At 60.7% G+C, this 14,753-nt stretch carries 11 protein-coding genes and 2 tRNA genes; 9 read left to right on the top strand and 4 right to left on the bottom strand.

Translation table 11 applies throughout. From position 1 onward, the window contains the following. Positions 1-203: 203 nt before the first annotated feature. The 3 genes from HMPREF1206_RS10085 to HMPREF1206_RS10075 all read right to left on the bottom strand — a co-directional run bounded on the left by HMPREF1206_RS10085 (position 204) and on the right by HMPREF1206_RS10075 (position 2,837). The gene (locus HMPREF1206_RS10085; protein WP_016423206.1) at positions 204-1,181 is read right to left on the bottom strand and encodes a ribose-phosphate diphosphokinase; all 978 of its coding nucleotides are present in this window, start codon (positions 1,179-1,181) and stop codon (positions 204-206) included. Positions 1,182-1,188: 7 nt separating this feature from the next. Then, positions 1,189-2,679: a bifunctional UDP-N-acetylglucosamine diphosphorylase/glucosamine-1-phosphate N-acetyltransferase GlmU gene (glmU, locus tag HMPREF1206_RS10080; protein ID WP_016423205.1), complete on the bottom strand. Its 1,491-nt coding sequence runs from the start codon at positions 2,677-2,679 to the stop codon at positions 1,189-1,191. Between the two features lie 87 nt (positions 2,680-2,766). After that, a tRNA-Gln gene (locus HMPREF1206_RS10075) sits at positions 2,767-2,837 on the bottom strand. A 110-nt stretch (positions 2,838-2,947) separates the two neighbouring features. Here HMPREF1206_RS10075 and HMPREF1206_RS10070 point away from each other — a divergent pair. The 9 genes from HMPREF1206_RS10070 to HMPREF1206_RS10030 all read left to right on the top strand — a co-directional run bounded on the left by HMPREF1206_RS10070 (position 2,948) and on the right by HMPREF1206_RS10030 (position 13,062). Beyond that, entirely contained in the window at positions 2,948-3,640 is a 693-nt protein-coding gene (locus HMPREF1206_RS10070; protein ID WP_101687444.1) for a TetR/AcrR family transcriptional regulator, read from the top strand. Positions 3,641-3,684: 44 nt separating this feature from the next. Further along, positions 3,685-7,311, top strand: coding sequence for a transcription-repair coupling factor (gene mfd / locus HMPREF1206_RS10065; RefSeq protein WP_016423203.1), 3,627 nt, complete (start codon positions 3,685-3,687; stop codon positions 7,309-7,311). Positions 7,312-7,318: 7 nt separating this feature from the next. Next, positions 7,319-8,368: a MazG nucleotide pyrophosphohydrolase domain-containing protein gene (locus HMPREF1206_RS10060; RefSeq protein ID WP_016423202.1), complete on the top strand. Its 1,050-nt coding sequence runs from the start codon at positions 7,319-7,321 to the stop codon at positions 8,366-8,368. Positions 8,369-8,439: 71 nt separating this feature from the next. After that, positions 8,440-9,300: a lytic transglycosylase domain-containing protein gene (locus HMPREF1206_RS10055; RefSeq protein WP_016423201.1), complete on the top strand. Its 861-nt coding sequence runs from the start codon at positions 8,440-8,442 to the stop codon at positions 9,298-9,300. Positions 9,301-9,385: 85 nt separating this feature from the next. Beyond that, on the top strand, positions 9,386-10,660 hold the full coding sequence (gene eno / locus HMPREF1206_RS10050; protein WP_016423200.1) for a phosphopyruvate hydratase: 1,275 nt from the start codon (positions 9,386-9,388) through the stop codon (positions 10,658-10,660). Positions 10,661-10,772: 112 nt separating this feature from the next. Further along, positions 10,773-11,309 carry a septum formation initiator family protein gene (locus HMPREF1206_RS10045; RefSeq protein WP_016423199.1) on the top strand — a complete coding sequence of 179 codons (537 nt, stop codon included), beginning with the start codon at positions 10,773-10,775 and terminating at the stop codon, positions 11,307-11,309. A gap of 137 nt (positions 11,310-11,446) precedes the next feature. Then, positions 11,447-11,983: a DUF501 domain-containing protein gene (locus tag HMPREF1206_RS10040; protein WP_016423198.1), complete on the top strand. Its 537-nt coding sequence runs from the start codon at positions 11,447-11,449 to the stop codon at positions 11,981-11,983. Then, on the top strand, positions 11,984-12,973 hold the full coding sequence (locus HMPREF1206_RS10035; protein ID WP_016423197.1) for a Ppx/GppA phosphatase family protein: 990 nt from the start codon (positions 11,984-11,986) through the stop codon (positions 12,971-12,973). Between the two features lie 12 nt (positions 12,974-12,985). Further along, positions 12,986-13,062: transfer RNA gene (locus HMPREF1206_RS10030), tRNA-Leu, on the top strand. A gap of 62 nt (positions 13,063-13,124) precedes the next feature. Here the strand turns inward: HMPREF1206_RS10030 and HMPREF1206_RS10025 are convergent. Further along, a complete protein-coding gene (locus tag HMPREF1206_RS10025; protein WP_016423196.1) occupies positions 13,125-14,708 on the bottom strand; it encodes a succinic semialdehyde dehydrogenase in 1,584 nt (527 codons plus the stop codon). Positions 14,709-14,753: the final 45 nt, after the last annotated feature.

Raw genomic sequence — 14,753 nt, 5'->3', positions numbered from 1 at the left:
CGTGCCGCATCCATGCCACCGTGGGCGCAAAAGTTGGGCTGCGAGCGTCGCGTCGATAACGGCAACCACCTACTGTGGCCGCCCTCGCCGAGACTTACCGGAGAAATTGTAGTGGACTAACAGGTCAAACAGCAAACCCCGCCACCACCAGCAAAACTAGGTTGCTGGTCGCGGCGGGATGCCCGTCGGCAAGCGGAAAGAACTTATGCCTGACCCTCGAAGAGGGTGGTGACGGAACCGTTTTCGAAGATCTCGTGGATCGTCTTAGCCAGCAGTGGTGCGATTGGCAGGACGGTCAGGTTGTCCCAGCCCTCGGTGGACTGCGGCAAGGTATCGGTGGTGATGACCTCGCGGGCACCGCACTTCGACAGGCGCTCGCGAGCTGGGTCGGAGAAGACGCCGTGCGTGGTAGCGATGATGACATCCTCAGCGCCAGCCTCACGCAGCACCTTGACAGCGCCGGCGATGGTGCCGCCGGTGTCAATCATGTCGTCGATGAGCAGACAGGTCTTACCGGAGACCTCGCCGACCACGCGGTTGGCGACAACCTGGTTTGCGACATCGACGGAACGGGTCTTGTGAATGAAGGCCAGCGGGGCGTCGCCCAGGGTGTTGGCCCACTTCTCGGAAACCTTCACACGGCCGGCGTCAGGGGAGACCACGACCAGGTTGTCCAGGGAGTAGTTCTTCTTGATGTACTCCGACAGAATCGGCATGGCGTGCATGTGATCGACCGGGCCGTCGAAGAAGCCCTGAATCTGGTCGGTGTGGAGGTCCACGGAGACGATGCGGTCAGCGCCGGCGGTCTTGAGCAGGTCAGCGACCAGGCGAGCGGAAATCGGCTCACGGCCACGGTGCTTCTTGTCCTGGCGGGCGTATGGGAAGAACGGCAGGATAGCGGTGATGCGCTTGGCTGAACCGCGCTTGAGCGCGTCAATCATAATCAGCTGCTCGATGAGCCACTTGTTCAGCGGTGCCGGGTGCGCCTGCAGTACGAAGGCATCGGAACCGCGGACGGATTCCTCGTAGCGCACGAAGATTTCGCCGTTGGCAAAATCACGAGCGGTCATCGGAGTCAGCTCTGTGCCGAGCTCCTTGGCAACTGCCTCGCCCAATTCCGGGTGTGCCCTTCCGGAGAAGAGCATGAGGTTCTTTTGGTTATCGATCCACTGGCCGGTCATCTGCCGTCTAGCCTTCCTGGTCTTCCTTGTTGTTGTCAGCGTTGTCAGCTACCTGCGCCGCCTGCGCTGCCTCAGCAGCAGCGGTACCTGGACGCTTCCGCTCGACCCATCCCTCGATGTTGCGCTGACGGCCACCACTGACCGCCAATGCTCCCGGAGGAACGTCGTCCTTAATAACAGTACCTGCACCTGAGTACGCACCATCACCCACGGTCACCGGAGCGATGAACATGGTGTCGGAGCCGGTGCGAACATGCGAGCCGATAACGGTGCGGTGCTTGTTGACGCCGTCGTAGTTCACGAACACGCTGGAGGCACCAATGTTGGAGTGCTCGCCAATCTCCGCATCGCCGACGTAGGTCAGGTGCGGAACCTTCGAACCGTTTCCAATCTGCGCGTTCTTCGCTTCTACGAAGCCGCCGAGCTTCGCGCCGACACCGAGTTTGGTGTTCGGGCGAATGTAGGTGAACGGTCCGACCGTCGCATCCTCGCCGATCTCCGAATCGGAACCGTGTGTACGTACGACGCTGGCGCGCTTGCCGACGACCATGTTGGTCAGCGTCGTGTCCGGTCCCACGGTGGCCCCGTCGCCAATCACGGTCTTGCCGTGCAGCTGCGTGCCCGGCAGAATCGTGACGTCGCGGCCGATTTCCACCTCAACGTCAATCCACGTGGTGTCCGGATTGACGATAGTGGCGCCCCCGCGCATAGCTGCCTCGCAGGTGCGACGGTTGAGCTCACGGCCAAGGGTAGCCAGCTGGACGCGGTCATTGACACCGGCGACGACGGTGGCGTCGGCGAGGCGGTGACCGCGTACTGAGCGGTCGGCCTCACGGGCGATGCCGATGACATCGGTGAGGTAGAGCTCGCCCTGGGCATTGTTGGTGTCCAGCTGCTTGAGAGCGTTTGCCAGGGTCTCGGCATCAAATGCGTAGACACCGGAGTTGACCTCGGTGATCTCGCGTTCCTCGTCGGAGGCGTCCTTTTCCTCCACGATGCGCAGAACTTCGCCGTCGGCGTTGCGAACGATGCGGCCGTAGCCGTGCGGGTTGTCAGCAGTGGAGGTCAGCACAGTCACGGCAGCGCGTGGCTTGCGGTTGTGCTCTTCGAGCAGTGCCTGGAGCGCTTCGGAATCCAGCAGCGGAACATCGGAAGTGGTCACCAGAATGGTGCCATCGAAATTCTGCAGCTCAGGGTGTTCCAGTGCGCACTGAACAGCGTGGCCGGTACCGTTTTGTTCTTCCTGCGGGGCAATGACGACGTCGTTGGAGTGCTCGGTATCCGAAGCCCAAGTCCCGATGGCGTCGATTACCTTTTCGCGCTGGTGGCCAACGACAACAGCAATCTCTTCCGGACTAATTCCCTTGGCGGCATAGAGCGCGTGCTCCAACATGGTACGACCGCCGATAGCGTGCAGCATTTTCGGCGTATCGGATTTCATTCGGGTGCCTTGACCCGCGGCGAGAATGACCACAGCGGTGGCCGAACCGTTTGACATGAAACTTGCTACTCCTCGGTCAGGGTGCATCACGGTCACGGCGGGGCGAAAAGTCACTTCTTAATTAAGGGGCCGGCCCCCCGCTTGCTCTCCCACCAGGACTCGAACCTAGAATGCCGGTACCAAAAACCGGAGTGTTGCCATTACACCATGGGAGAATGGGGCAAACGCGAAAAATTGCATGGCTGATTCGACGCTGATTCGACTCAGCCAACTCGCTTGCGCCTGCGATATACGATAGCAAGACTTTAGCCACTAATCTAAAAGCATGGCCTCCAATTCTCCGAGACGACGTATGACCGGTCCACAGCGCAAAGCTCAGCTGACAGAAGTCAGCCGTGGAATCTTTGCCGCCAAGGGGCTTGATGCCGCCTCAATGGAGGAGATCGCTGCCGCAGCTGGGGTATCAAAGCCGGTTGTCTACGAGCATTTCGGTACCAAAGAGCGGCTCTACCAGGCAGTCGTCGACCAGGAGATGAAGACCCTGGAGGCCACGATTAGGGAAGCGTTGTCCCTGGGACGCTCGCGTTACCGCATCGAACAGGCGGTGTTGGCACTGCTGACTTATGTGGAGGAAAACCCGGAGGGATTCTCCATTATTTCTCGCGACCCCGGCGTGGCGGGTGGCTATGAGACGCTGCTGAATAATGCCACTGAGTCGATTACGCCTATCCTTGCCGAGGCTTTCAAACGCGCCGGCTTCGACCCGGCCATGTCGGTGCTCTACGGAAACTGCATGGTCGGTATGGTTTCGCAGACCGCTCGCTGGTGGATGGAGAAGCGCAGTCCGGATAAGGAGACAGTGGCGGCGCACATCGTGAACCTGTGTTGGAACGGGCTGGCCGGCATGGAGGGTTCTCCGACTCTGCATGGCTCCGCTGATGTGCCAGCGGCCGCTGAGGGCGCGAAGTTCGGCGCAGGTGCCGCAGCGGACCCGATGCAGGTGGCGGAGAACGGCTAACCAGCACGCAGGGTGGATCCGGGGTGCATGGTTATATTGGGGCTATGCCAACTTCTGCGTCTTCCTCGGCGAAAGCCACACCCAGCATTCTGCCGAACCCGCTGTCGGGGCTGGAAAGCCTCGTTGTCACGGATCCTCAATTTGTCGGCGTGCTCGGGCGCATCGGCGAAGACGAGCTGGCGCTCACGGGTGCGGACGCGGTGCGTTCGCACCTTATTTACGCCATGTCTACGAAGGTGCCGGTGCTGGTCATCACGGCTACCGGCCGTGAGGCGGAGGACCTGACTGCCGAGGTCAAGTCTATGATCGGCGACCGTGTAGCTATGTTCCCCTCGTGGGAGACGCTCCCGCATGAGAAGCTTTCGCCAGCGGTGGATACCGTGGCGCAGCGTCGTAAGGCGCTTTACGACGTTCGCCGGGGCAAAGTCGACGTTCTGATTGCGGCGGTGCGCTCGTTGGTGCAGCCGATTGTGGACGACCTCGAGGCTGAAGCCAGCGCCCCCATTCACGTCCAACTGGACCAGGACTGCGAGAACCTGGTTGAGCGGCTGGTGCATCACGGCTATTCGCATGTGGACATGGTCGGCAGGCGTGGCCAGTTTGCCGTGCGTGGCGGCATCGTCGATGTTTTCCCTGCGACCGAAGAGCTGCCGGTACGTATCGAGCTCTGGGGTGACGAGGTCACCGACCTGCGCGCCTTTTCCGTCGCTGACCAGCGCACGATCTCTGAGGTAGAGGTCGACCAGCTGGATATCTTCCCGTGTCGTGCACTGCTTATCGACGACGACGTGAAGGCCGCCGCGGAGAAACTCGCCACCACGCGCTCCGGCCAGGTCCAAGAAATGCTCACCCGCATCGGTGATGGCCAGTGGGTGGAGGGCATGGAGTCGCTGATTCCACTGATTAGTCAGCATCCGATGAAGATGCTCACCGAGGTCATGCCGGAGAAAACGCATGTGCTCATGTGCGGGCCGGAGCGCATTCGCTCTCGCGCGCAGGACCTGATTAGTGCGGGCGAGGAGTTTATGGCCGCAGCGTGGGAAACGGCCGCGATGGGTGGCTCGGCGCCAATCGCCACCGATGGTCTGGAGCCCAGCGCTTACCGCAGCTTGGCCTCTATCCCGATGCCCACCTCGTGGCATATTTCCCCGCCCGGCATGTTAGAGGCGGGGGTCACCGAAGATGATGTGCTGCCGCTAACCTTTGAGCCCGGGCCCGCGCCACGCGGTGACTTAAAGGAAATTGGTCACCTGATGAAGCAGCTGCGCGATGCCACGGTCGCGGGGGAACGAGTGGCGTACGTGGCGGCGACGCCCGCGGGCGCGCGTCGGCAAGCGGAAAGGTTTAGGGAAGCCGGAATTGCGACGCGCATGGCGGCGGGCCCGGAGTATCCCGAGTCCGGAAGAATTACCGTCTACCAGGGTGTTTTGCACGGCGGCCTGGTGTTCCCGCGTATTCCCGGTGGCGCGCTGACTCTGATTACTGAGCAGGGCATCACGGGGAACCGCATCGCGGAAGGTGCCCTTGGTGGTCGCCGTAAACCGGCGAAGCGCCGTGGTCGCGTGGATCCGCTGGCACTGAAGGCCGGCGACTATGTCGTACACGACACGCATGGCATCGGTCGATTTGTGAAGCTCACTGAGCGCACCATCGGCACGGGCGAGGATCAGGCTCGCCGCGAGTACGTGGTGCTCGAGTACGCACCGAGCAAGCGCGGAGGCCCCTCGGACCAGCTCTACGTGCCGATGGAGAGCCTGGATCTGCTGTCGCGCTATGTCGGCGGCGAAAAGCCCGCGCTGTCGAAGATGGGCGGCTCGGACTGGAAGTCCACCAAGCGCAAGGCCCGTGGTGCTGTCCGCGAGATTGCGGAAGAGCTGGTCAAGCTCTACGCCGAGCGTCAAGCCGCGCCGGGCCACGCGTTCGCGCCGGATACGCCGTGGCAGCAGGAGATGGAGGATAACTTCCCCTTCACCGAAACTGAGGACCAGCTGCAGGCCATCGACGAAATCAAGTCCGACATGGAAAAACCGGTACCGATGGACCGCGTGCTCATCGGCGATGTCGGCTACGGCAAGACCGAGGTGGCACTGCGTGCTGCTTTCAAAGCGGTTCAAGATGGCCGTCAGGTAGCAGTGTTGGTGCCGACCACGCTGTTGGCACAGCAGCATTTGACTACTTTCACTCAGCGTATGGAGGGCTTCCCAGTCACCATCCGTGGGCTGTCCCGCTTCACCTCGCCGAAGGACTCCAAAGAGGTTCTCGAAGGGTTGAAGAATGGGACGGTCGATATTGTTATCGGCACGCATCGTCTCTTGCAGACCGGCGTGCAGTGGAAAGAACTCGGTCTGGTCATCGTTGACGAGGAGCAGCGTTTCGGCGTCGAGCACAAGGAACACATCAAGGCGCTGCGTCACCACGTCGACGTGCTCACCATGTCCGCAACGCCAATTCCGCGCACGCTCGAAATGTCGATTGCCGGCATCCGCGAGATGAGCCAGATTCTCACCCCGCCGCAGGACCGCCACCCGGTGCTGACATACGTCGGCGCGCAGTCTGACAAGCAGGTCGCCGCTGCTATCAGGCGCGAGCTGCTTCGCGACGGCCAGGTGTTCTACCTGCATAATAAGGTGGAAACCATTGACAAGGTCGCACAGAATATCCGCAATTTGGTGCCCGAGGCCCGTGTGGTAGTGGCCCACGGTCAGATGGGGGAGGAGCAGCTGGAGCGCACGGTCGATGGTTTCTGGCAGCGCGAGTACGACGTGCTGGTGTGTACCACCATCGTGGAGACCGGCCTGGATATTGCCAACGCCAATACGTTGATTGTGGAAAACGCCCACCATATGGGTCTTTCCCAGCTGCACCAGCTGCGTGGTCGCGTGGGCCGTTCCCGTGAGCGCGCCTATGCCTACTTCCTCTACCCGGAGAATCAGACGCTGACGGAGACTTCCTACGACCGTCTGTCCACGATCGCGCAGAACAATGACTTGGGTGCCGGTATGGCCGTGGCCATGAAGGACCTGGAAATGCGCGGAGCCGGAAATATCCTCGGTGCGGAGCAGTCCGGTCACATTGCCGGCGTCGGCTTCGACATGTACGTCCGACTGGTTGGCGAGGCCGTGGCTGCACTGAAGGCAGTGGCCGATGGTGAAACTCCGGATGCTTCCGATAACGAACCGAAGGAAGTTCGGATTGATTTGCCGGTGGATGCGAATATTCCGGCCGAATATGTGTCGTCGGAACGCCTACGTCTAGAGGCGTACCGCAAATTTGCTGCCGCCAGTGCGCTGGACGATATCGACGTAGTGCTCGAAGAGCTCGTCGACCGTTACGGAACCCCACCCATTGAGGTGGAGAGACTGGCGGTTATTTCACGACTTCGAATTATTTGCCGGGAATTCGGCGTGCATGAAGTTCAAGCTATGGGGGCGCACATTAGAATAACCCCTATGGAGCTTGCTGACTCCAAGCAGGTGCGTCTCAAGCGCCTGTATCCACAGGCGACCTATCGTGCGGCAACGCGCACGGTTTCCGTCGGAATGCCGAAGGAAGGGCGAGGGTTGCGGGCAAAACCTGTCCGCGATATTGCATTGGTGCAGTGGGTAGCAGACTTCTTGACATCGATGGCGGGAATTCCACGTATGGATATCTCGCACATGGGAAAGGACTAGAAACCGTATGACTATCATCAAGCTCGATAGCCGCTTTCCAACTGCAATTCCGCTGGAAGCCGCTAACCTGCTGACCGGTGAAGTCAGCTACACCGAAGAAGTCCCAATCCGTGTGCGCTGGGCAATCGCCGACGCCGGTGGGCACTCGGTGTCCCAGGCGGAGATTCTGGTCACCACCGATATGGAAAATGACGAGGTACTCGATCGCCTCGATGCGGGCGAGAAAATCTACTCAGTCGAGCTGGATGATGCGCCGAACCCAGCAGCTCCAGCGGGCCCGGCCGCTCCGGTCGCGGCGGCACCCCAGCAGGACTCGGTGCAGGAACCTGAGCCAGAACCGGTTGCAGAGCCAGTGGCAGAGTCTGTTGCAGAACCGCTGACTCCGCAGGAACAGCTTGCCGCAGCTCGTCTGCCCCACGTCGTCGAGGCCGTGGACATCATGGCGGCCGCACGGCGCACGGGGCAGTGGGAAGCTCGCCAGACGCACAAGAGCCTGCTGCCGTACCTCATTGAAGAGACCTACGAGTTTGTCGATGCAGTCAACGAGGGCGGTGACATTCGTAGCGAGCTGTCAGATCTGCTGCTGCAAGTCCTCTTCCACGCTGAAATCGCTGAGGACTTCGACTTCGACGACGTGGCGACCGACTTTATTTTGAAGATGCGAGCTCGTCAGCCGTACCTCTTCGACGGCACTGTGGCCGAGGGAGAAATGGTCTCGGAGGAAGAGCAGGAGCGACTGTGGACTTACGGCCGCGGACGTCCGCGCTCGAACCCGGCTACGCAGTTGCCAGCTCTGACTTTGGCTGAGGAAGCCATCCGCCGCGCACGTGCGCTGGGACTGTCCGATGCAGACATTCCAGTGGAGATTCTGGTCCCGACCCCGGGACTGGAGACTGAGTCCGGTGCGGAAGAGCGAACCCGACAGGCTTCACGCGCATTCCTGGCTGAGCTGGCCCAGATGGAGAATCAGCAGGCCGGTAGTGCTGAGCAGTGGGCAGCGGGCAGCGAAGATAACGAAGAGGCTGAGGACCTCGGCCCGTCGGAAAGCGACAGCTAGTTTCCAACAAAAGTGATTTCTGTCCTCGAGTTTGAGTGATTTTTATGGTTTACCCCGTAGAGTAATTCCCCATGCCTTCTAATTCTCCCTTTGATGAATACGCGCACCCCGCACCCCGCGGGGCGAAGTCGCGTGGCCGCAGTAGGGGGAAAAAGAAGTCCTCGCGAGGCTGTGGCTGCCTCGGTCTAACCTCCCTGGCGGTGCTGATTATCATTGGCACGGTTGGGGCGTTGGCGATGTTCACTGGACCCGTTATCCCGTCGTTGACCAAGAAGCCGATTCCGGACAATGTGCCGCCTGCCGCGGCCGAGCCACCGCCGATGATTGATGTCAACGCGCCCGGGCGCACCTCTGAACAGCTCCGACAGTGGGCGCAGCAGATTTCCCCGAAGACGGGGATTTCTGAGGACGCCCTCCGCGCCTACGGCAACGCATATGTGATTGCGGCAGAACAGTTCCCGAGCTGCCACCTGGAGTGGAACACGCTTGCGGGACTGGGCAAGGTGGAGACTAATCACGGCACGTACTCGGGCAATTGGCTCAAGCCGGCGCATATCGGTGCCGATGGGGTAGTGAGTCCGACGATTATCGGTCCGCCGCTGGACGGTACGAGTGGGTTTGCTGAGGTTCTCGATACTGACAACGGCGAACTCGACGGTGACACAGAGTATGACCGCGCTGTGGGGCCGATGCAGTTTATTCCCGAGACATGGCATCGCTTTGCGATGGATGCTTCGGGGGATGGTGTCGCGGACCCCAATAACGTCGACGACGCGACTGCGACGACCGCGCGGATGCTCTGCAGCGACGAACGCGACCTCGCCACCCCGGAAGGGTGGGCATCTGCAATTCGCTCATATAACCAATCTGAGCAGTATCTTCGCGATGTCCGGGACGCTGCGGCGAACTATGCGCTGAATCAGCCCGCATAGGGTGAAAAGGATTTAAGGCGAAGGTTGGCAAACCGTGCCACAATTGGAGTCATGTGCCGGAACGGTTCCGGCGGAAAGGTGACCTATGGCTGCAATCATCGAGTTGAACGCACGCGAAATTCTGGACTCCCGTGGTAACCCGACCGTTGAGGTTGAGGTGCTGTTGGAAGACGGCGCTGTGGGCCGCGCTGCGGTTCCGTCCGGTGCCTCTACCGGTGTACACGAGGCTCACGAGCTCCGCGATGGTGAGGATCGTTACCTGGGCAAGGGTGTCCAGAAGGCTGTCCGCGCGGTGCTCGAGGAGATTGAGGACGCAATTATCGGCCTCGAAGCTGAGGATCAGCGTCTCGTTGACAAGACCATGATTGAGCTGGACGGCACTGAAAACAAGTCCCGTCTGGGTGCCAACGCCATTCTCGGTGTGTCCATGGCCGTTGCCAAGGCCGCTGCTGAGTCCGCCGGCCTCGACCTGTTCCGCTACGTCGGCGGTCCGAACGGTCACATTCTGCCGGTCCCGATGATGAACATCCTCAACGGTGGCGAGCACGCTGACTCCGGTGTTGATGTCCAGGAGTTCATGATTGCCCCGATTGGTGCTCCGACCTTCAAGGAGGCACTGCGCGTCGGCGCTGAGGTCTACCACGCGCTGAAGAAGGTCATTAAGGACAAAGGACTGTCCACCGGTCTCGGCGATGAGGGCGGCTTCGCTCCGTCGGTCGACTCCACCAAGGCTGCACTGGACCTGATTGTTGAAGCAATTGAGGCCGCTGGCTACAAGCTGGGCGACGACGTCGCTCTGGCTCTGGACGTCGCTTCTTCCGAGTTCTACAAGGACGGCAAGTACCACTTCGAAGGTGGCGAGCGCACCTCTGAGGAGATGGCAGCTGTCTACGCCGACCTCGTTGAGAACTACGCCATCGTCTCCATCGAGGATCCGCTGCAGGAGGACGACTGGGAGGGCTACACTAAGCTGACCGCTCAGCTGGGTGACAAGGTCCAGATTGTCGGCGATGACTTCTTCGTTACCAACCCGAAGCGTCTGGCTGAGGGCATTGAGAAGAAGGCCGCTAACGCTCTGCTGGTCAAGGTCAACCAGATCGGTTCCCTGTCTGAGACCTTCGAGGCCGTCGCAATGGCCCACAACGCCGGTTACAAGACCATGATGTCGCACCGCTCCGGTGAGACTGAGGACACCACCATCGCTGACCTGGCCGTCGGTCTCAACTGTGGCCAAATCAAGACCGGTGCTCCGGCTCGCTCCGAGCGCGTTGCTAAGTACAACCAGCTGCTGCGCATCGAAGAGTACCTCGGCGATGCCGCAGTCTACGCTGGCCGCAGCGCTTTCCCGCGTTTCAAGTAAAGAGCTGAGGCGCTGCGAAAGCTGCGTCTAGCACTGCCCGCCCGCACCACACACGTGGTTGTGGGCGGGTTTTTGTTATTTCATCGGCTGGCGGTCGGGTAGAGTGTGGGGCATGAGTGCATCGGACCGATCTCGCCGCGGAACACAGTCGCGCCCTGCAGGGGCGGGGCAGCGTTCGGCAGCGGCAATCGCATCGGGAATGCGCTCGCTGAGCACGGCACAGAAGATCGGTATTGGTCTGTTGGTGCTTTTCTTAGTTTCTGTTCTCGCAATCCCGCTGCGGACCTTTGCACAACAGCAGGCGGATGTAGCCGCAACGCAGGACAGTATTGCGCGCATGGAACAGCGAATTGAGCAGCTAGAGGATGAAAAGGAGCTTTACTCCAACCCTGCCTATATCAAGGAGCAGGCACGCCTGCGCCTGGGGCTGGTAGAGCCGGGGGAGACCCCATTCCGTATCCTCGATCCGGCAGTGGGCGAACAGCCCGTGACGCAGCCGGAGGAAATTCCGCAGCACCAGGCCAAGAAATGGTACGAGACGCTGTGGGATTCCATTTCCATCCCGCCCGAACCCGACGAGACTCGCCCGAATCCGGGGCGCGATCAGGCAACGAGGCCAGAGAGCTTGCCGACGGTACCGGAGTCCTAAACCTCCATAGGGCAACCTGAGCCTCTCGGTGAGGTTGCATGCGCGGTGGAGTGTGCCGTCGTAAAGCGAAACAACGCGCTTGTAAGGCGACTGTGAGATTATGTGTCAGTAAAACGGAAGCAAAAGGAGTGTGACCGATGTCTGTGGATACCGCAGATTTGGAAGTGATAGCGGAGCAGCTCGGACGTGAACCGCGGGGTGTAGTGGACATCTCTTACCGCAGCCCCGACGGCACTCCTGGTGTGGTCAAGACGAAGCCTCGTTTGGACGATGGCACTCCGTTTCCCACGCTCTTTTACCTGACTGATCCGCGTTTGACAGCGGAGGCCTCCCGGTTGGAGACGACCGGCGTGATGAAGGAAATGACCGCGCGTCTGGAAAGTGACGAAGAGCTTGCCGCTGATTACCAGCGTGCACACGAGGCGTTTCTGGCGGAGCGCAATGAGATGGAAGACCTGGGCACGGACTTCTCCGGTGGCGGCATGCCGACGCGCGTGAAGTGCCTACACGTTCTTATTGCCTACGCGTTGGCAAAGGGGCCGGATCACTTCCGACTGGGTACGGAGTCGGTGGCGCTGGCGGCGGAGAATGAGAAGCTGCGCGGCACCGCGATTCCCGCGGACTGGCCGACGATTTCCGAGCTCGGTATTGCGTATCCGGGGGTGGAGGGATAAATGACGACTCTCGCTGCCGTCGACTGCGGCACTAACTCGCTTCGACTGCTTATCAGCCGGGTCGAGGTCGTCGATGGAGTTCTCGAAATCACAGAACTGCACCGACTGATGGAAATCGTCCGCCTTGGCCAGGGCGTGGATGCCACTGGCATGCTGGCCCCGGAGGCACTGGAGCGCGTGCGGGAGGCTCTGACGAAGTATGCAGAGCTTATGCAAGTCGAAAAAGTGCAAGCAGTCCGAATGGTGGCGACATCGGCGACGCGCGACGCAAGCAACCGCGACGATTTCTTCGCCATGACCCGCGAGATTCTCGCTCCGTGGGGTGCAGAGGCCGAGGTTATTTCCGGCGACGAGGAAGCCGCGCTGTCCTTCCGCGGGGCAGTCGATGACTTGGAGCCCGAGCTGGGTCCGTATTGCGTCATCGACGTCGGCGGCGGCTCCACCGAGGTTATTGTCGGTGACCACGATGGTACGGTAGCCGGCTCTGATTCCGTGGCTATGGGCAGTGTGCGCTTGACCGAACGGTTCCTGCAGGCCTCGCGGCCGACGGCGGAGCAGGTCCAGGAGGCGCGTTCGTATGTTGCGGAACTGGCCGACGAGATTATTGCGAAGGTGCCTGTCGACAAGGCTCGCACCATCGTCGGCTGCGCCGGGACCTTCACCACCCTGTCGGCGCTGGCACAGGGCCTAGAAACCTACGACCCGGAGGCAATCCACCTGTCGCAGCTGCGCTTTGCGGCGTTGCGTGCGTTGACAGCATCCGTCATCGAGACCGATGCGGAATCCCTTGCTGCGAATCCGGTCATGCACCCGAAACGCGCGGATGTCTTCGCCGGTGGTTCCATCATTGTTGACGGTCTGATGGACATGTTTGAGGCGCTGCCACTTTCCGAGGCAGCCAAGGAAGAGCAGCGCTTTTTCTACATCAGCGAGAAGGATATCCTCGACGGAATTGTGGCGAGTTTGGTAGACACCCATATCGCCCATTAATCTTTCTTAGGGGCCCCTATAGCCCAATTGGCAGAGGCAGAGGACTTAAAATCCTTTCAGTGTGGGTTCGAGTCCCACTGGGGGCACCAAAAGGCCAGGTAGAAGCGATTTTCTACCTGGTCTTTTGCTATTTGTGTGCGCTCCACACGTATTACGGCAGGACGTTGAACTTCTTGCCGAGAACAAGTGCCGTGTTGAACACCTTCGAGTACAGCTCACGCGGCATCTGTGGCATCGACACCGGGGAAAGACGCTGCACGGTCACCGTCTGCGCATCGGTGTACTTCAGCAAGCCGCCCGCTGCTTGACGACGGCCCACACCCGAATCCTTGAAACCACCCATCGGGGCATCGACAGACGCGAAGGCCGCAGCAAAACCATCGTTGACATTCACAGTGCCGGCCTCAAGCTGTGGAGCCAGCTCCTTTGCGCGACGCGGGGAGGTCCACAGCGAAGCGTTGAGGCCATAACGGGAATCGTTGGACTTGGCGATAGCCTCATGGACATCCGAGACACGCTGGAGGACTACCACGGGGCCGAATACCTCTTCGGTCAGCAGGGCGACGCCCTCCGGGACGTCGGTAAGCACGGTTGGCTCGTAGAACAGCGGTCCCAGATCGGGACGAGGACGACCACCGGCCAGCACAGTGGCGCCGGCCTCGATGACCTCGTCGACCATGGACTTGACGATGTCGAACTGCCCCTGCGACTGCAGGCAGCCCATTTCGGTTTCCCACTCGTAGCCAGCGCCGATGGACATTGCCTTCACGCGGTCGGTGAATGCCGGGACGAATTCGTCCCAGACGGAGTCCACGACATAGATTCGCTCAATGGACACGCACAGGTGACCGGAGTTGGTGAAGCAGCCGATGCGCGCGCCCTCGACCGCGCGGTTGATGTTGGCATCCTCAGCGACAATCAGCGGGTTCTTGCCGCCGAGCTCCGCGGAGAAACTAATCAGGCGCTCGCCGCACTGCTGTGCCAGTGAGCGGCCGGTCTCGGAGGAGCCGGTGAACATCAGGAAGTCACACTGGCCGACAATGCCCTGGCCGACAACGCGACCGGGACCTGGAATGACCTGGAAGAGATCCTCCGGAAGGCCAGCGCGGTAGAGCAAATCGACAGCGAAGAGAGCAGTAAACGGAGTGGTGCTGTCCGGCTTGAGCACGATGGCGTTACCGGCCATCAGTGCAGCCAGCGCGTCGGAAACCGCGAGGGTCAGTGGGTAATTCCACGGAGCAATAACACCGACTACGCCCTTTGGATGGTGGTAGACGGTGGTCTTGGAAAGTACCGGGACAGCGCCGTGTGCTCGCTTCGGCTCAAGCAGTTTCGGGCCCTGATTGCCGTAGTAGCGGGCGGTGATAGCTGTGTGTACGAGCTCCTCGTGGGCACTGGCGCGGTTTTTACCGGTCTCGGCCTGCAGCAGGTCCAGCACCTGGTCGCAGTGGGTAAAGAGCAGGTCGTGGAAGTGGTGCAGCACTTCGCCGCGCTTTTCCGGCGCCATGCGGGCCCACTTCTTCTGCGCGGCACGGGCACGCTTGAAGGCCTCGTCGACATCGGCCTGGGTACCGACAGGAATCTGCGCCAGCTCCTGGCCGGTAAATGGTGCCGAGATAGTGGCGGTCTTCGACTTATCAGCTACCGTGACGCGCTGAAGAAGGCGGGCAACGAGCTCGTCGTTAAGCGGATTGCGGATGGTAGTTCGGTTTGTCGTAGCAGTAGATGCTGTCATGGCACAGATACTACTGTTGCGCGGCGCTCCGAGATAGTAAATTTG

This window comes from Corynebacterium sp. HFH0082 (assembly GCF_000411235.1).
Taxonomy (GTDB): Bacteria; Actinomycetota; Actinomycetes; order Mycobacteriales; family Mycobacteriaceae; genus Corynebacterium; species Corynebacterium jeikeium_D.
Note: the sequence above shows the minus strand (reverse complement) of the source record. Positions and strands in the feature narration are given on the sequence as shown.